The organism is Agrobacterium vitis, assembly GCF_013426735.1.
Lineage (GTDB): Bacteria > Pseudomonadota > Alphaproteobacteria > Rhizobiales > Rhizobiaceae > Allorhizobium > Allorhizobium vitis_D.
The window spans coordinates 261,338-278,287 of record NZ_AP023272.1 but is presented as its reverse complement, the minus strand read 5'-3'; the positions used below and the strand labels follow the sequence as shown (position 1 = coordinate 278,287).

Annotated in this window: 16 protein-coding genes; 9 read left to right on the top strand and 7 right to left on the bottom strand. The window is 58.1% G+C overall.

Annotation, left to right across the window (positions count from 1 at the left end):
- Window positions 1-36: 36 nt before the first annotated feature.
- Window positions 37-360: an Rdx family protein gene (locus tag H1Y61_RS01310; RefSeq protein ID WP_180573488.1), complete on the bottom strand. Its 324-nt coding sequence runs from the start codon at window positions 358-360 to the stop codon at window positions 37-39.
- A 169-nt stretch (window positions 361-529) separates the two neighbouring features.
- On the opposite strand from H1Y61_RS01310, the gene H1Y61_RS01305 reads away from it, so the two are divergent.
- Window positions 530-718: a YegP family protein gene (locus H1Y61_RS01305; RefSeq protein ID WP_012654592.1), complete on the top strand. Its 189-nt coding sequence runs from the start codon at window positions 530-532 to the stop codon at window positions 716-718.
- A gap of 49 nt (window positions 719-767) precedes the next feature.
- On the opposite strand, the gene H1Y61_RS01300 is transcribed toward H1Y61_RS01305, so the two are convergent.
- Both H1Y61_RS01300 and H1Y61_RS01295 read right to left on the bottom strand, forming a co-directional pair.
- On the bottom strand, window positions 768-1,292 hold the full coding sequence (locus H1Y61_RS01300; RefSeq protein WP_180573487.1) for a GNAT family N-acetyltransferase: 525 nt from the start codon (window positions 1,290-1,292) through the stop codon (window positions 768-770).
- Between the two features lie 16 nt (window positions 1,293-1,308).
- The gene (locus H1Y61_RS01295; RefSeq protein ID WP_180573486.1) at window positions 1,309-1,893 is read right to left on the bottom strand and encodes an XRE family transcriptional regulator; all 585 of its coding nucleotides are present in this window, start codon (window positions 1,891-1,893) and stop codon (window positions 1,309-1,311) included.
- Between the two features lie 184 nt (window positions 1,894-2,077).
- Here H1Y61_RS01295 and ftsZ point away from each other — a divergent pair, with 184 nt between their 5' ends.
- Both ftsZ and lepA read left to right on the top strand, forming a co-directional pair.
- Window positions 2,078-3,064 (top strand): cell division protein FtsZ, encoded by a 987-nt coding sequence (ftsZ, locus tag H1Y61_RS01290; RefSeq protein ID WP_049777113.1) that lies wholly within the window; start codon window positions 2,078-2,080, stop codon window positions 3,062-3,064.
- Between the two features lie 87 nt (window positions 3,065-3,151).
- Window positions 3,152-4,975, top strand: a complete 1,824-nt coding sequence (gene lepA, locus H1Y61_RS01285) for a translation elongation factor 4 (RefSeq protein ID WP_060719491.1) — start codon at window positions 3,152-3,154, stop codon at window positions 4,973-4,975.
- 81 nt (window positions 4,976-5,056) lie between these two features.
- On the opposite strand, the gene H1Y61_RS01280 is transcribed toward lepA, so the two are convergent.
- Window positions 5,057-5,683 (bottom strand): ribonuclease D, encoded by a 627-nt coding sequence (locus tag H1Y61_RS01280; protein WP_180573485.1) that lies wholly within the window; start codon window positions 5,681-5,683, stop codon window positions 5,057-5,059.
- Window positions 5,684-5,781: 98 nt separating this feature from the next.
- Entirely contained in the window at window positions 5,782-7,308 is a 1,527-nt protein-coding gene (locus H1Y61_RS01275; RefSeq protein WP_180573484.1) for an alkaline phosphatase family protein, read from the bottom strand.
- Window positions 7,309-8,009: 701 nt separating this feature from the next.
- On the opposite strand from H1Y61_RS01275, the gene H1Y61_RS01270 reads away from it, so the two are divergent.
- The 3 genes from H1Y61_RS01270 (at window position 8,010) to H1Y61_RS01260 (ending at window position 11,153) form a co-directional block, all read left to right on the top strand.
- Window positions 8,010-9,434: a phosphomannomutase gene (locus tag H1Y61_RS01270; protein ID WP_180574371.1), complete on the top strand. Its 1,425-nt coding sequence runs from the start codon at window positions 8,010-8,012 to the stop codon at window positions 9,432-9,434.
- A 164-nt stretch (window positions 9,435-9,598) separates the two neighbouring features.
- Window positions 9,599-10,093: an acyl-CoA thioesterase gene (locus tag H1Y61_RS01265; protein WP_174109595.1), complete on the top strand. Its 495-nt coding sequence runs from the start codon at window positions 9,599-9,601 to the stop codon at window positions 10,091-10,093.
- Window positions 10,094-10,205: 112 nt separating this feature from the next.
- Entirely contained in the window at window positions 10,206-11,153 is a 948-nt protein-coding gene (locus H1Y61_RS01260; protein WP_156532520.1) for an AEC family transporter, read from the top strand.
- Window positions 11,154-11,201: 48 nt separating this feature from the next.
- On the opposite strand, the gene H1Y61_RS01255 is transcribed toward H1Y61_RS01260, so the two are convergent.
- A complete protein-coding gene (locus H1Y61_RS01255; RefSeq protein ID WP_180573483.1) occupies window positions 11,202-13,355 on the bottom strand; it encodes a hypothetical protein in 2,154 nt (717 codons plus the stop codon).
- Window positions 13,356-13,758: 403 nt separating this feature from the next.
- On the opposite strand from H1Y61_RS01255, the gene H1Y61_RS01250 reads away from it, so the two are divergent.
- Entirely contained in the window at window positions 13,759-15,162 is a 1,404-nt protein-coding gene (locus tag H1Y61_RS01250; protein ID WP_235680807.1) for a nicotinate phosphoribosyltransferase, read from the top strand.
- A 53-nt stretch (window positions 15,163-15,215) separates the two neighbouring features.
- Here the strand turns inward: H1Y61_RS01250 and H1Y61_RS01245 are convergent, their stop codons facing one another.
- Window positions 15,216-15,584, bottom strand: a complete 369-nt coding sequence (locus tag H1Y61_RS01245; protein ID WP_139191538.1) for a hypothetical protein — start codon at window positions 15,582-15,584, stop codon at window positions 15,216-15,218.
- A gap of 346 nt (window positions 15,585-15,930) precedes the next feature.
- On the opposite strand from H1Y61_RS01245, the gene H1Y61_RS01240 reads away from it, so the two are divergent.
- Together H1Y61_RS01240 and ybaK are read left to right on the top strand one after the other, a co-directional pair.
- On the top strand, window positions 15,931-16,290 hold the full coding sequence (locus H1Y61_RS01240) for an ArsC family reductase (RefSeq protein ID WP_180573481.1): 360 nt from the start codon (window positions 15,931-15,933) through the stop codon (window positions 16,288-16,290).
- Window positions 16,291-16,338: 48 nt separating this feature from the next.
- The gene (ybaK, locus tag H1Y61_RS01235; RefSeq protein ID WP_180573480.1) at window positions 16,339-16,812 is read left to right on the top strand and encodes a Cys-tRNA(Pro) deacylase; all 474 of its coding nucleotides are present in this window, start codon (window positions 16,339-16,341) and stop codon (window positions 16,810-16,812) included.
- The last annotated feature ends 138 nt before the right edge of the window (window positions 16,813-16,950 follow it).

The window sequence follows — 16,950 nt, the reverse complement described above, 5'->3', positions numbered from 1 at the left end:
TCGGTTCCAGACGCTGTTTAGAGAAAAGGGGCGGGGTCATTCCTCGCCTTTTTCTGTCTTGCCATCAACGCGGTCTGTATGGCCTAGATCCTTGCCGGGTTCGATGATATCGCGGACCCGCTGTTTCAATTCCTTCGGCCCCGGAAAGCCGCCATCCCGCTTGCGCTCCCAGATCACGTCGCCATTGACTCGGATCTCGAAATTGCCGCCGGTGCCGGGGATCAGGCCCACTTCGCCCAGGCTATCGCCAAAGGTTTGCAAGAGTTCCTGCGCCATCCAGGCGGCGCGCAGCAACCAATTGCATTGGGTGCAGTAGAGAATGGTGATTTTCGGTTTTTCGGTCTCAGGTTCAGTGGTCACGGGGCAAGGCTCTCGGTGTTTCGCATAGGTCGCGTTGGCGCATAAATACAGTATAAGTGAAATTGAATTTAGATCTTTCCCGGTGTAGGCTGGGCAGTGATAGTCTTAGAGTTTGCCTTAGGAAAAGTGAAATCCGTAGAAATGTACAGCACCGGCTTGGGAGGGCAGAATGTACAAATTTGAAGTTTATAAAGACAAGGCAGGCGAATTCCGGTTTCGGTTCAAGGCGTCGAATGGCGAAACAATGTTCAGCTCTGAAGGCTACAAGGCAAAAGCCTCGGTGATGAGCGCGATTGCCTCCATTCAGAAAAATGCGCCTGAGGCAAAGATCGAAGACCAGACCACGGCAACTGTCTGATAGGGCGTGATCGGCGTGGCCAAATTGCCTCGCCGATGTGTCCAAGCTCTTATAGAGAGCCCACACGCTTGTAGAAAATCGTCGTATCGCAGAAGCGCCCATCGGGAAACAGCGCATAATCCGGCACGACACCAGCCCGCGTCCAGCCGAGCTTCTCGTAAATTGCTTCAGCCGGTTCGCCGGTCGCTGTATCCAGTACGATCAATGTCTTGCCTGCGCGGGCGGCCTGATGCTGCGACGCCTCCATCAGTTGGCGCGCGAGACCAAGTCCACGGGCAGAGCGATGCACCAGCAATTTTTTGAGATCGGCACGGTGTGGCTGGTTGGGCGGCTGTTTCAGGCCGATCTGTACCGTACCCACCACGGTTCCCTGATGTTCTGCCACCAGCAGCAGGCTATCACCCGCCTCGACAGCATTGGCGACGCCTTCCCAAAAGGGCCGGGCCGTTTCGGGGTCGAAGGGCAGCATGAAGCCCACCGATGCGCCGCCATTGACGCAATCGCAGAGAATCTCACAGAGGTCGGGTATCGCTTCACGGGCGTCATTGGCGTTCAGCAGCCGAATTGCAGTCATGGTCATTTCCTTCGAATCAGCGGCCAAGATCGATGATCACGCCGTAGCGGGCAGGGCGGTCCGTGGGGTTATGAAAGGCGTGGACCGCGCCGATATCCATATAAAGACAGTCGCCCGGCTCCAGCCGGTGAACGGTATCGCCGACGGTCAACTCGATAGTGCCTTCAAACAGCCAGACATGTTGCCATTGCCTGCTGCTGGGATGGGGGCTGGCAGGCTGTGCGGAAAATTGGACAAGCGCCCCCGGCGGCAGCTCCACCTCCACCACATCGACCCGCGCACCGGTGCCGGGTGCGGAAACGGCGCGGCGCAGATAGCCGGTTTCGGGGTCTTGCCACACTGGCTGGTCGGCGTGGCGCATCAAGGGTGAGCCATGATTGGGTTCGGCAAAAAATATCGAAAGCGATTGACCCAGCGCCGAGCATAGCCGTGCCAACAGGGTGGCGGTCGGGCTGGCTTCAGCGCGCTCGATACGGGAAATCATGGCCCGGCTGACGCCGGAGAGATCCGCCAACTGGTCGAGTGTCAGGCCGCGTGCTGTGCGGATCGCTTTCAGCCTTGCGGCAATGGCGAGAGTGAGGGTATCAGGCGTATTTTCCATGATATAAGAAATATAGTATCTTATAGTGGAGTCAATAGCCTTTCTCATGCGGCTCACAGCAGCAAAATCACGTTTTATCAACAAGCCTCTTGCATGTCGCCCAACTCCCGGCCTTTTTCGCGTGCCAAGAGAGCGTATGATTCGCACGACAGGACGAGTCGAGCACAACCCCAAGGAGACAGACGTGATTGAGATCAGAAAACCGCAAATCGAGGAAATGCGGCCGAAGATTACCGTCATCGGGGTTGGTGGTGGGGGCGGCAATGCCGTCAACAACATGATCAACGAAGGCCTGCAAGGCGTCGATTTCATTGCCGCCAATACCGATGCCCAGGCGCTGACCATGTCGAGAGCCCCGCGCCTCATTCAGCTTGGTGCCGAAATGACCGAGGGTCTCGGTGCCGGTTCGGTGCCGGAAACCGGACGGATGGCCGCCGAGGAATCCCTGCATGAAGTGATGGATCACCTGGCCGGTACGCATATGTGCTTCGTCACCGCCGGCATGGGCGGCGGCACGGGCACGGGTGCAGCGCCGGTGATTGCGCGTGCGGCCCGCGAGGCCGGTATTCTGACAGTCGGTGTCGTCACCAAGCCCTTCAGCTTTGAAGGTCGCCGCCGGATGCAGGCTGCCGAAGAAGGCATCGAGCGGCTGCGTGAAGCCGCCGATACCGTCATCGTCATCCCCAACCAGAACCTGTTTCGCATTGCCGATGCCAAGACCACCTTTGCCGATGCTTTCGTGATTGCCGACAAGGTGCTGTTCTCGGGCGTGTCCTGCATTACCGATCTGATCGTCAAGGAAGGCCTGATCAATCTGGACTTCGCCGACGTGAAATCCGTCATGAAGGGCATGGGCCGGGCGATGATGGGCACCGGCGAGGCGACTGGCGACAGCCGCGCCATGAAGGCGGCGGAAGCGGCGATTGCCAATCCGCTGCTGGACGAAGTGTCGATGCGCGGCGCGCGCGGCGTGCTGATCTCGATTTCCGGCGGCATGGACATGACGCTGTTCGAGGTCGATGAAGCCGCCACCCGCATCCGCGACGAGGTCTATGACGAGGCCGATATCGTCGTCGGCGCGATCTTCGACAAGGAACTGGACGGCACGTTCCGGGTGTCGGTGGTCGCAACCGGGCTTGGCGAAGAGGGTGACCATCAGCAGGCACGCTGATTTCGCCCGGCCTTTGTCAAAATTATCCTTCAAATGCCCCGCATTTCCGCTTTGCGGCATGCGGGCGCGCTGCTATATGCGCAGGCCATGAGCACACAGAACCGCACGCCTCTCGACCATATCCGCAACTTTTCCATCGTCGCCCATATCGACCATGGAAAATCGACGCTGGCCGACCGCCTGATCCAGACCACCGGTGGCCTGGCAGAGCGTGATATGTCGGAGCAGGTGCTCGATAGCATGGACATCGAGCGTGAGCGCGGCATCACCATCAAGGCGCAGACCGTGCGCCTGCACTATAAGGCCAATGATGGTGAAACCTATGTGCTGAACCTGATCGACACGCCCGGCCATGTTGACTTCGCCTATGAAGTCTCGCGGTCGCTGTCGGCCTGTGAAGGTTCGCTGCTGGTGGTGGATGCGTCCCAGGGCGTCGAAGCCCAGACGCTGGCCAATGTCTATCAGGCTATCGACAACAATCATGAGATCGTCACCGTTCTCAACAAGATTGACCTGCCTGCTGCCGAACCGGACCGGATCAAGGAACAGATCGAAGAAGTCATCGGCATCGATGCTTCTGAAGCCGTGTTGATTTCCGCCAAGACCGGGCTTGGCATTCCCGACGTGCTGGAAGCCATTGTCAAACATTTGCCGGCGCCGAAAAGTGAACTGGGCGACAAAGGCCCGCTGAAAGCACTGCTGGTCGATAGCTGGTATGATACATATCTGGGCGTTATGGTTCTGGTGCGCGTCATCGACGGTGTTTTGACCAAGGGTCAGACTATCCGGATGATGGGGACGGACGCGAAATATCAGGTGGAGCGGGTCGGCGTTTTGACGCCGAAAATGCTGGCGGTTGACAGTCTTGGTCCCGGCGAAATCGGCTTTTTTACCGGCTCGATCAAGGAAGTGGCCGATACCCGAGTCGGCGATACCATCACGGAAGACAAGCGCCCGACAGCCACCATGCTGCCCGGTTTCAAGCCCGCCCAGCCCGTGGTGTTCTGTGGGCTCTTTCCAGTCGATGCAGCTGATTTTGAAGATCTGCGTTCAGCGATGGGCAAACTTCGCCTCAATGACGCGAGCTTTTCGTTTGAAATGGAAAGTTCGGCAGCGCTGGGCTTCGGTTTCCGCTGCGGCTTCCTGGGCTTGCTGCATCTGGAAATCATTCAGGAGCGGCTGGAGCGTGAGTTCGACCTTGACCTGATCGCCACGGCCCCTTCGGTTGTCTACAAGCTGTTCATGACCGACGGCAGCGAGCGCGAATTGCACAACCCGGCGGACATGCCCGATGTGGTGCGAATCTCGGAAATACACGAACCGTGGATCAAGGCGACGATCCTGACGCCGGATGACTATCTCGGCGGCATTCTCAAGCTCTGCCAGGACCGTCGTGGTGTGCAGACCGAGTTGACCTATGTCGGCAAGCGGGCCATGCTGACCTATGAACTACCGCTCAATGAAGTGGTGTTTGATTTCTACGACCGATTGAAGTCGATCTCCAAGGGCTATGCCTCTTTCGACTATCACCTGGACGCTTATCGCGAAGGCAATTTGGTCAAGATGTCGATCATGGTCAACGGCGAGCCCGTCGATGCTCTGTCGATGCTGGTCCATCGCTCGGCAGCGGAAAAGCGTGGTCGCGACATGTGTGAAAAGCTGAAGGATCTTATTCCGCGGCATATGTTCAAGATTCCGATCCAGGCTGCCATCGGCGGCAATGTGATCGCGCGTGAGACCATTTCAGCAATGCGCAAGGACGTGACTGCCAAGTGCTACGGTGGCGATGCCAGCCGCAAGCGCAAGCTGCTGGACAAGCAGAAGGCCGGTAAGAAGCGGATGCGCCAGTTCGGCAAGGTCGAAATCCCGCAGGAAGCCTTTATCGCTGCCCTGAAGATGAGCGACGAGTAACTGACCAAAATAGACGGCATTTAACAAAGAAGGCGGAAAACCAGAAGGTTTTCCGCCTTTTTCAATCAGGATGACGCCGGTTCAGCTATGGGCGAAAATATCGGTCTCTTCCCAGCCCAGCAGGTCCAGTTTGGCGCGGGTGGGCAGGAACTCGAAGCAGGCGGTGGCATGGTCCATGCGGCCATCGCGCACCAGCCGGGCGGTCAGCTTGTCGCGCAGCGCATGCAGATAGAGCACGTCGGAGGCCGCATATTCGAGCTGCGCGGGAGACAGCGTTTCTGCCGCCCAGTCCGAGGATTGCTGGGCCTTGGACACATCCACATCCAGCATTTCCTTGAGATTGTCCTTCAACCCATGCCGGTCGGTATAGGTGCGCGATAGGCGCGAGGCGATTTTCGTGCAGAACACCGGCGTGGTGGTGACGCCGAAGGTATGGAACAGCACGGCGATGTCGAACCGGCCATAATGGAAGATTTTTTCCCGGGTCGGGTCTTCCAGCAGGGCGGTCAGGTTGGGGGCCTGGCGCTGGCCCGGCGCAATGCGAATGACGTCGGCTGTGCCGTCACCCGACGAAAGCTGGACCACGCAGAGCCGGTCGCGGCGGGGGATAAGCCCCAGCGTTTCGGTGTCGATGGCGATGGCGCGGGTATAGCGCGCCGCGTCTTCGCTGCTGATATCGCCTTCATGGTAGCGAATGGTGGAAGCCATGCCTGTCTCCTGCTGTCTCTTTGGTCTTTGTGCGGCCTATAGCGGAAACAGCCGTGCAGCGATACCGAATATCAAGAACCACGCCTGAAATCATGACGTCACAGTTTCGGATTGCTCACCGGTCCTTCATCGCAAAGCTCGGTATAGGCCAGGGTCTGGTCCAGATGCTCGGCGCGAAGCGATAACAGCTTTTCAGCATAATGCAGCCTTATCGCACCATATGCCGGGTCCTCGGCCAGATTGGTTAACTCGCCCGGATCGGCCTGAAGGTCGAACAGCAACGGCGGCAGTCCGGCAAAATGCACATATTTGAACTTTTCGTCACGAATCACGGCCAGATTGCACTGGCTGGATTTCAGACCGAGGGCATTCTCCGTGGAATTTGTCACCACTTCCCGGAAATCGAACTCCCAGAATGCGTGGTCTCGCCAGTCCTCTGGTTGTGTGCCAGCCAGAAAAGGCAGCAGAGAGCCGCCATCCTGATGATTGAGCGGGCTGACGCCCATCCGGTCCAGCAGCGTCGGCATCAGGTCGGCGGCGCTGGTGAAGGCCCCCACCACTTGCCCATGGGTGCCAGTGTTCGCCGGATCGCGGATCACCAGTGGAATGTGATAGCTGCCATCATAGACACCGCCCTTGCCCAGCATCCAGTGGTCGCCCAGCATTTCGGCATGGTCGGAGGTGAAGACGATGATTGTGTCGTCCCAGGTGCCGCTGTCTTTCAGGGCATCGACGATTCGGCCAAATTGGGCATCGACCTCGGCGATCATGCCGTAATAGGTGGCGCGGATCACGTCGATCTGTTCGGAACTCCAGTCGCAGACGCGGCCTTCGGCACCGGCAATGAAAGAGGATTGCGGCAGATGCGGCAGCATGAGTTCCGACAAAGGATGCACGGCCATTTCCGCTTCCAGCGTCGGATGACGCACCGGTTTTGGGCCGATGCCCGGCGTAAACATCCGATTATAGGGTTCGGGAACGCAGAAGGGCGGATGCGGGCGCAGGAAGGAAATATGTGCAAACCAGGGCTGCGTCTGCTCCTCGCGCCAGTTCAGGAAAGCTTCGGTCAGAAATGCGGTCGGGGTTTCCTCCGCACTATAGGCCGGTGGTTCCTGATTGGGCTGGACGGGCCGATCCCGTCCGGTCTGATGGAGTTCGCGCCCGGGCCGTGCACCGCCGCGCCGGGTTTTCAGCCAGCTCAGCCATTGCCGATCGTCTTCCAGCAGCAATTGCCCAACCGTAAAGCCCGGCAACACGCCCTCGTAACTGGTCAGATGTGGGTCGGCGGGGGCCAGACGCCGTGGATCGGGCGAAACATCGGTATAGCCAAACAGCGTCGGGTCGTAACCGCCCCGGCGTGCCGCCAGCGCCACCGTGTCGAAACGGGCATCGAGCGGTGAGCCATTGCGACAGACCCGGTTGTTCATCTGGTAAAGTCCGGTATAGATCGCTGCGCGCGCCGGTGAGCACGGAGCAGCCGCGGCAAAGTGCCGGTGAAACAACAGGCCTTCTGCCGCCAACCCGTCAACATTGGGGGTCTGCACCACGGGATGGCCAACCGCTGACAGGCAATCGCCCCGCCATTGGTCCGCAGTGATCAGCAGGATATTCGGCTTTTTCTGCATGGATGAGGTCTTTGCTTGTTTTGCCACGGACGTGATGTGCAAAATTTATATCGGCGAGGATCTGGTTTTCCTAGGACGGTTTTTGGGTCTTTCTAAGCTCCATGCAGGCTTGGTTTTCGAGCTTTCCCTTCAGCAGGGGGGGTGCCTGCTTGGCCATTGCGCCGCCAGGCCTCGTGGCAATCCTCCAGCTCCGCCCGCGCTTGATTCGGGGGCTATGCAATCGTCTCGTTTGGAAGTGCGCAAATTCTACTCATTCGCCAGCGGATGATCGATGATGGAGGGTGAAAAGCCACCGTTTCTTGATAGATTTCGCAAAACGCCGATATTTTCATGTTTTCGCTATGCGCTGAATACATTGCTGCAATGCGGTATTAACGATATTCATCTCCGGGAAATCCTCTATATTGAAATCATCGAAGCGACGCACTCCTCCTCCCAGTGTCGCTTTGAAGGGATCGGCGATACTCCTCCTCCCAATTGCCGATCAAGTTCAAGAGCCCGACGCATCCTCCTCCCGCGTCGGGCTCTTTTGCGTTCTGGCCCTGGCATTTCCTCTCTTCAATCCAGTCTTATCCGGTTCGATGCATAAACGATGCTTTCGTCTGCTTTGAATTGGTTTAAACAGTCTTAATCGAACCACCTCGCGTGATGACCGCGCGGAGGATGTGTGCGATCACCTGATGACAGTGAGGCTTGACCCTATGGCGGTAAAATTCGGCACCAGCGGACTGCGCGGTCTCTCTTTGGACCTGGTTGGCAGCGTTTCGGCTCTGCATGCGACGGCATTTGCCAGAATGCTGCTTGCCAAGGGCTATGCGAAATCGGGCGCGACCGTGCTGATCGGCCAGGATTTTCGCCCCTCCAGCCCGGAAATCGCTGCCACCTGCATGGGCGCGCTACAACGGGAAGGGCTGGTACCGGTCGATTGTGGGGCCATTCCCACCCCTGCGCTGGCCTTTTATGGCAGCAGGATCGGTTCAGCCTCGCTAATGGTCACTGGCTCCCACATTCCAGCCGACCGCAACGGCATCAAATTTTATCGGCCGGATGGAGAAATCGACAAGGCTGATGAAGAGGCGATCACTGCCCTTGCCGCCGAGTTGGCGGCTGATGAGCGCGCTAACCACGTTGAGCATGGCGCAGGCGAAGACCGATACGCCATTGCCGTAGACCTGTTTCTAAAACGCAACATGGCGGTTTTGCCCCCTGCCGCCTTTAAGGGCATGAAAATCGGCGTCTATCAGCATAGCAGCGTGGCGCGTGACATGCTGGTGACCCTGCTTGAGGGCTATGGCGCATCCGTCCTGCCGCTGGGACGCTCAGAGGTCTTCGTTCCTGTTGATACCGAAGCGGTATCCCCGGACACAATCGGCAAGCTTTCCGCCTGGGCAGGCGAGCATGGCCTGGATGCCATCGTCTCCACCGATGGCGATGCCGACCGTCCGCTGGTGGCCGATGAAAAGGGCGCGCCGTTGCGCGGCGATCTGCTGGGGCTGATCACGGCAAACCTGCTGGGCGCCAAGGTGATTGCCACACCCGTTACCTCCAATTCGGGCATTGAAGCCGCAAGCGGCTTTAAGGTCCTGCGCACCCGCGTCGGCTCTCCTTATGTGATTTCCGTCATGAATGCGGCGCTCTCAGTGGGTGAAAGCGGCGTGATCGGCTTTGAGGCGAATGGTGGCGTTATGCTGGCCTCCGATTTCACCGTCCATGACGGCAGGCTTGCCGCTCTGCCGACCCGCGATTGTGTTATGCCTATCCTGGCGGCGCTTTATGCTGCGGCAAGCGCCGGACGCGCACTCTCTGCCGTGGTGTCAGACTATCGCCTGCCGATTGCTCTTTCTGACCGTCTTGAGCACTATGCCCTGGACAAAAGCAGTGCGCTGATGGCGTTTCTGCGCGGTTCGGACGAAAACCTGCATAGTTTCCTGGCGCCTATAGGGGGTGTGCGCGAAACCAGCGATATCGATGGTTTGCGGGTGACGCTCGATGATAACAGGGTCATCCATTTCCGCCCTTCCGGCAACGCCCCGGAAATGCGCTGTTATGTTGAGGCAAGCGACCATGCAGCGGCGGCCAGTCTGCTGGACCAAGGTCTTGACTTGCTGGCAAAATGGCCAGATTGACAAACCCAAAGGCCTGTAAATCAAGCCTATAAACAAGGTGATGCGGTTCCCGGCGGGGTGCTGTCCGTGGAGCGGAAGCGACAATCATGCGCTTTTCTCTTCCGCCGCGTGCCTGCTGCGGTTACATCATTTGCAGGACCGATTTTATTGCAAAAGGATGACCGATGGACCGTGGCCACGACCCCAGCGAACTTGAAATGGTGGTATTGATGACGCCGGATATGGCGAATTTTTCCGGCAAGGTGCATGGCGGCGCGCTGCTGAATATTCTCGACCGGGTCGCCTATTCCTGTGCCTCGCGCTTTTCCCAGCAATATGCGGTGACGCTGTCGGTGGATCAGGTGGTGTTCCGTCAGCCGATCCATGTCGGCGAACTGGTGACGTTCCGCGCCTCGGTCAATTATGCCGGGCGCACCTCGATGGAAATCGGCATTCGGGTCGAGGCGGAGGAAATCCGCACCGGTGAACGCCGCCATACCAATTCCTGTTATTTCACCATGGTTGCCGTGGATACCGAGGGCAAGCCAACCACCGTTCCGTCCTTCTGTCCCGAGACGCCAGCCAAAATCCGCCGGGAAAAGGCGGCCCGAGAACGTCGCGCCCTGCGTCAGGAATTCGAGCATCGTTTCAAGCAGGTCAAGTTGTCCGGTCAGGACTAAAACATCATAGTTTGGGATTTGATCGTTTAACCCTCAACGGCGCCTTTTTGCGTCATGACCTGCGGCTCTCTGCTGCCCCACAGATGCTCTTCCGCCGGAACAGATCGATTACATGACCGAAATCACCTTGAATGTCCTGCCGATTTTCCTGCTGATCTTTTCCGGCTGGGCGCTGGTGCGCAGCCGGTTCCTGAACGTGGATATCGGTGATGCCTTAAGCGAATTTGTTTTCAAGGTCGCGGTGCCGGTTCTGTTGCTGCATACGATTACCCAGGCTGACTTTCAGGGCGCATCGCCTTTTCGTTTGTGGATTGCCTATTTTGCCGGAGTAGGTGTCACCTGGACCATCGGCCATCTCGTGGCGACACGGGTTTTTGGCCGCGACCAGCGGATCGGCGTGCTGGCCGGGGTGTCCTCAGCCTTTGCCAATAATGTTTTCATCGGCCTGCCCCTGGTCAGCCGCATGCTTGGCAATGACGGTATTGTTGCTCTCTCCATTCTGCTGGCCGTCCATCTGCCTTTGATGATGGTGATCGGCACAGTCTTGATGGAACATGCCGAGCGCCGGGAAAGCGGGGTGCAATTGCGGGGAATGCTCGCCGTCTTGCGCCAGGTCGGGCGCAATCTTGTCACCAATCCTCTGGTGATTGGTCTTGCCATCGGACTTATGGTGCATGTGATCGGCCTGCCAATCCCGGCGACGATTGAGACCGTGCTCAGTCAGATCTCCGCCATGGCCGGGCCGGCAGCACTGATTTCGCTGGGCATGGCGCTGACCAAATATCGTGTCACCGGCAATGTCGGTATTGCCAGCGTTACTTCGGCCCTGAAATTGGTTCTGATGCCCGCATCCGTGTGGATGGCCTGCCACCTTCTGCATTTGCCGCATGAATGGACCATGGCGCTGGTGCTGACGTCTTCGGTGCCGACGGGCGTTAACGCCTGGCTGATCGCCAATCGGTTTGGGGTCGGCCATGCGCTGGCCGCCTCGACCATTACCATTACAACAGCACTTGGTGTGTTTTCCGTCACGTTCTGGGCGTGGCTGCTGGGCGCGTGATATGAATGCTTTGCGTACAAAGCCAGAATGGGAGCGATGTGTAAAAACTCAGGCCAGATCGGCGATCCGCCAATAGAGCGCGTCGGCTGGTAGGGCGTCTTCCTGCGGCGCCGCTAGCGCCAAGGTCGGGGCAGTATAATGTTCTGTCTCAAGCTCCAGAACGTCAGTGCGGTCGGCTGTTTCAAGCGTCACATCGTCGCTCAGGGCATAAGACTGGCTTTCGGATAGGGTTTCTGCCGCGCTGCCGCTGTCTTCTTCCGCCGTGTCCTCATCCTCGGCAGAGCCGTCGCGCTGGTGCTGGCCGTTGTTGTCCTGATGCGCGTCGTCGTCGCCCAGAGCCTCGATGGCATCCACAGTCTCAGTCTTGCCGCGACCGGGTTCATCCTGAACCGCGAGATAGCTCACCACCGGAAACGGCACGAAGGGCGGCACATGCAAAACCGACGCATGCACTATGGCCTGTGCTCCGGCAAGCGATAGAATGGCCTGCTCACGGATAATCTCTTCTTGCCGTACGGAAACCAGTTCCGCCTGCGCGTCGCCGGCTGGTGTCTGGTTTGCCGAGGAATGCGCCTGCATCTGGCCAGCTTGCATCTGGCTTAAACGCCTTTGGTTTATCTCCAGCAATGTAGCCTGGTTGGCGCGGGCATCAGCATTGATCGCAGGGTGCAGATCGTTCTGTTCATTCTCCTGCATATCCTCCGTCTGGAAAAACATTTGGCGTAGCAAATCCGTGTCGGAATCCTCTTCCGGCATCGCCGGGGCTTGGAGTGATGCTCCTGTTACATCCATCCAGCCCTTCAAAGACAGCACGGTGGCGACCATTGTATCGATTCCAGTGCCATCATCGCTGCGGCGCGGGATCGCATCCTGGCGATTATCCTGCAATGGAGCAGATGAGGTGAAAGCTCCATAGGCTCGGTTCGTCGCTTGTGTCGCCAGGCCATCCATCGCGGCTTCCCGCCCTGTCTGTGCAAGGCCTGTGGCAAGGGTCGGTGCCGCGCTATTCCCCATCGCCCCGGCTACTGGCGTTCCGGTCATTCCAGAGGTTCCAGTCTGGCCATTGCGGTCGAAAGCTGGCGCTTTCAAGCCTGCCTCCGTGGCAGCTTTGGCCGCAAGTCCCGTGCTTGTTTCCTCCGGCAGGTCATCCATGCCGGTCATAACCGTTTCAGGAGCCATATGGCCAGCAATTGACCTGTTGTCCGTGGTTGGTGCAGCGCCTGTCATTGCCGTTTCGTTTGTTACCAGCGCCATTGCGGAAGCAAGCGCTTCAGGGCGGACAGCTTGCAAAGCCGTCTGGCGCCCTGCCATTTCAGGGTTTGCGGGCGCTTGCGCCAGAAGGCTGCGAGCGGCCGGAGTTTCCTCCGCCTGCGTACTATCAAGAACTGGTGTGGATGGCGTGCGGTTCGTGGTGACGTCTTCCGGTTCCGACACAATCGGCGCGGTTTGAGCAACGACTGCCGCCTGTTCGGCTCGCGGTTGCGCGGTAGAGACCGCCGCGCTTTGCGCTGCGAGTGCCGCGGTTACGGGTTGTCCCGCAACCGGGCCAGGAGACTGTTCGCTTAACCCGGCAGCTGGCACGTGTTGCCCTGTTGCAGGATTTAACGTTTGCGGCGCCGCTGTCTGGCCCGATGCTGTCTGGCCCGATGCTGGCGGGCCCCCGGCGGATTGAGGTGGCAGGGGGTTGGATGGGCTCGCACCATTTTGGCTATAGGACGACACCACGTTCAGCGCCTTCAGATCACCGCTATTGTTGCGTTTGATTTCCATATAGGCGGATAGCAAAGCGGCTTCCGGACCATCGGTATTTTGTAGAACCCGCAACAGGACCTCGATCTGCAATCCTTTCAGCGCTTGGGTCAACTGCGTTTGCAGCCGTGCTCTTTGGCCGTCGTCCAGATTGGCAAGGGCTGTCGCGAAGCGCTGGGCAAAGGCCGCGTCGGTTTCGCCGGGATCACGCTTCAGCCCGATCGATTGGCCGACCAGATCGGCGATTTCCGCCAGATCCGTCTGCACGCTTTCCCGGCTGTTGAGCAAGAGGTTATTGATGCGTCCGGCAATCGCCGAACCGCCCTCCCGGTCCACCCGGATCATGCTATCGCTCGTCAAGCCGCTCATAGCCGTGTCGGACAGGGCGGCCTCGGTAGCGCTGTCGTGAAAATTTGGCGCAGTGCGCGATAAAGCTTGAACGGGAGGCAACATAGCATATCCCTTTTTGCAAAAGGACCTGACCAACCAAGGCCCGGCCATGCAATCCGGAGTTTAAGGGCAGAGTGTGCTGGAAAGCCGCTCATGCGGCTTTGATATCGTCTGCCCCGGCCCAGAACCTTATGCACCGGACCTGAAACCCGTTGCACCCCAGCTACGCGGGATTGCATCGAACGCCGTGCAAGGCAGTTGCGAATCACCTTATCAGGATAGAATGGCTGCACATGGTTAACAATATGTTAAAGCTCTCATCTGCTCGTCTCGGAGAGAGTGTTTCGCCGTAATCCTTTCTATCTGCTGGTTAATTTTCTCCTTAAATCGATTCCGGTTTCGGGAATTATGAAGTAGCATACACCGCACCATAACCCTGCCCGATTGCAACATGCCGGTGAGCCTGATGAGCCGTATCAATCCGATCTTGAACACCGATAGCTACAAGCTGGGGCATTTCCTGCAATATCCTCCCGGAACCCGGGCGGTGAGCGGCTATGTCACCACGCGTGGTGCTTCCCTGCGGCCGGAAGTGGTGTTTTTCGGCTTGCAGATGTTCTTGAAGGAATATCTGTCACAGCCCATCACCCAGGCCGATATTGATGAAGCGCAGGAACTGGCCGCCCTGCACGGCCAGCCTTTCGACCAGGCCGGCTGGCACTATATTCTCTCTGCCCATGGCGGATTTCTGCCTTTGCGCATAGAGGCGCTGCCAGAGGGCAGCTTCTTGCATCGCGGCGTGCCGATGGTGCAGGTGGTTAATACCGATCCGGCCTGCTTCTGGTTGCCCTCCTATATTGAGACGGCACTGTTGCGGGCAGTGTGGTATCCGTCCACGGTCGCCAGCTCGCTTCGCCATGTGAAACAGACTTTGAAGCCCTTCCTCGATAAAAGCTGTGACGACCCATCGGACAAGATTGGCTCGCGGCTGTTCGAATACGGCGCGCGCGGTGCAGCCAGTCTGGAACAGGCCGGATTGGGCGGCGTGGCCAACCTGCTGCATTTCGACCACACCGATACGCTGGAAGCCGTGCTCTATGCCCGCCGCTATTATAGCGCTGACATGGCTGGCCTTTCGATTCCGGCCTCGGAACACACGACCATGATTGCCTGGGGCCAGGACCAGGAAGTGCAGTCCTTCGCCAATATGATCGACCGGTTCGGCGATTATCCGGCCTATTCGGTGGTATCGGACAGCTATGACATTCACAATGCAGTGTCCGAAATCTGGGGCAAAACGTTGCAACAGAAAGTGCGCTCCAAGCCCGGCAGGCTGATTGTGCGGCCCGATAGCGGCGATCCGATCGATGTTCCGGTCCAGACGGTGGCCCAACTCGCCTATCAGTTCGGCACGCGGTTGAATGCCAAGGGCTATAAGGTTCTGGATGACAAGGTGCGGGTCTTGCAGGCGGATGGCGTGTCGCTGCGCGATATCACCATGATCCTTGGTCGGCTGGAAGCCATGGGCTTTTCGGCGGAAAATATTTCCTTCGGCATCGGCGCATCGCAATTGCAGAAGGTCAGCCGCTCGACCTATTCCTTCACGATGAAATGCAGTGCCATCATGGACGGGCAGGAGCGTTGGCGTCCCATTTCCCGCCGTCCGGTCACGATGCAGGAGCGCATGCCGGAACCTGGGCGCCGCGCCGTGATCGTTGAGGGAGACGAGTTTGCCTCCATTGCTTTGGAGGATCTAGGCCGTCGCACCAATCATTTGCAGCCGGTTTGGGAAAATGGCCGCCTGCTGAAAGAATGGAGTTTCGACGAAATCAAAGCAAAGGCCAGGACGCCGCATCGCATGGATATGTGATGCGATGGCGTGAATTGGTGGTCAATTCTGAAGTGCTGTTTGGGGTTTCTGCTTCAAACGGTGTCGGGCAGGAACATGCGATAGAGACCATTGTCGTCGGCAAGGAAGCCCGAAGGACGCTCGATGACCGGTGATCCATCCTCCTCGCTTGAGGACATGGCATCGAGCCAATTGGCCGGCAATCGCTCTTCTTCCTTGACGTCATCTGCCTTGATCTCGGCAATTTCCTCGATCATTTCCGCAGAAAGAGGTGGAATTTCCTCCCTCGGCAGTTGGCGTTGAGGGGTGGAGAACAGGAACCCGATCTGCTGGCTGTCGTCATGTGCCGCTCCGAGCCGCACAGTCCGTTCCACAGGATAGGTCTGGGCGGAAGGCGCGGAGGAAAGCAAAACACCGTCTCTCGCAATTGATGCAGTATCCATCATGGTCACACAGGTCAGGCACACATGGCTTCATCCATGGTCGCTATGGCTTCACTTTGAACGGGCAATGGCTTGGATGCGCACACATCGTTGCGCCCGGCCTGTCCCATCGATCTTTGGCAGCCGGCTCGAACGTTTGTCCGTTTTGCTGCCAGGGCAAAAGCTAGGCCGAAATCTTTAAGGAAATACTGATGAAACCGACATTGCCGGAAAGATATATTTTACCTTGACGGACGTCAGCCCTCGTTGAGATCGCACCCTTTGAGTGATGAAATCCAGGTGCTGCGGAGCTTGCAACAGCGCCCGTTTTTGATAGGCATGGGCCAACAAGGATGAGGTGGCACCCATGACGATCACGCTGTATGGCATCAAGAATTGCGACACGATGAAAAAGGCGCGGACCTGGCTGGAGACGGCGGGTATCGATTATGCCTTTCACGACTACAAGGCCAAGGGCATAGACCGCGCCAGCCTCCAGGCCTGGAGTGCCAAGCTTGGCTGGGAGGTGTTGCTGAACAGAGCGGGTACGACGTTCAAGAAACTTCCCGATGAAGCCAAGGCCGATATGAATGAAGAAAAGGCTCTGGATCTTATGTTGGCTCAACCGTCTATGATCAAGCGCCCGGTTCTGGACAAGGACGGGGCGCTGACGGTGGGGTTCAAGCCGGAGCAATATCAGGCTGTTTTCGCAGGTACCGTGTCTTAAATTTCGGCTCGATGCTCCAGGGTCTACATCGCTGTAACGAGGCAAATAATGTCGAAATCGACCCGCGCCACGCTGGCAATGGAAAAGGCTGGTCTTGCCTTTACCGTGCATCACTACGATTACGATCCGAACGCCTGTCGTATCGGCCTGCAGGCGGCGGAAGCGATTGGCGAGGAGCCGCGCCGGGTGCTGAAAACCTTGATGGCAGAGGTGGATGGTAAGCCTGTCTGCGTCGTCCTGCCCTCCGATCAGGAGGTCAGCATGAAGAAACTGGCCGCCGCCATCGGCGGCAAGCATGCCGCGATGATGAAGCCCGCCGCTGCCGAAAAGCTCACCGGTTTTGTTGTCGGCGGCATCAGCCCTTTCGGCCAGAAAAAGCCGGTGCCGACCGTGATGGAACTGACGGCGCTCAATGAGCCGCATGTCTATCTCAATGGTGGCCAGCGTGGCTTGCAGGTCCGGTTGGAGCCGAAGGCGGCGCAAGTCGCGCTCAATGCCATTGCAGCATCGGTTATTGCCTGACGGTGTTTTCACCTTCAATTTTGCATGAAATTGCCTATCTGTTCTATGACCATCTGATTCTTCATGCCAGCGCCCTTTGGCTTGGAATGATGCAGCCGGAAGCCTCCCGCGACCTTCGCGCGATTGAAAAGCGTAGGC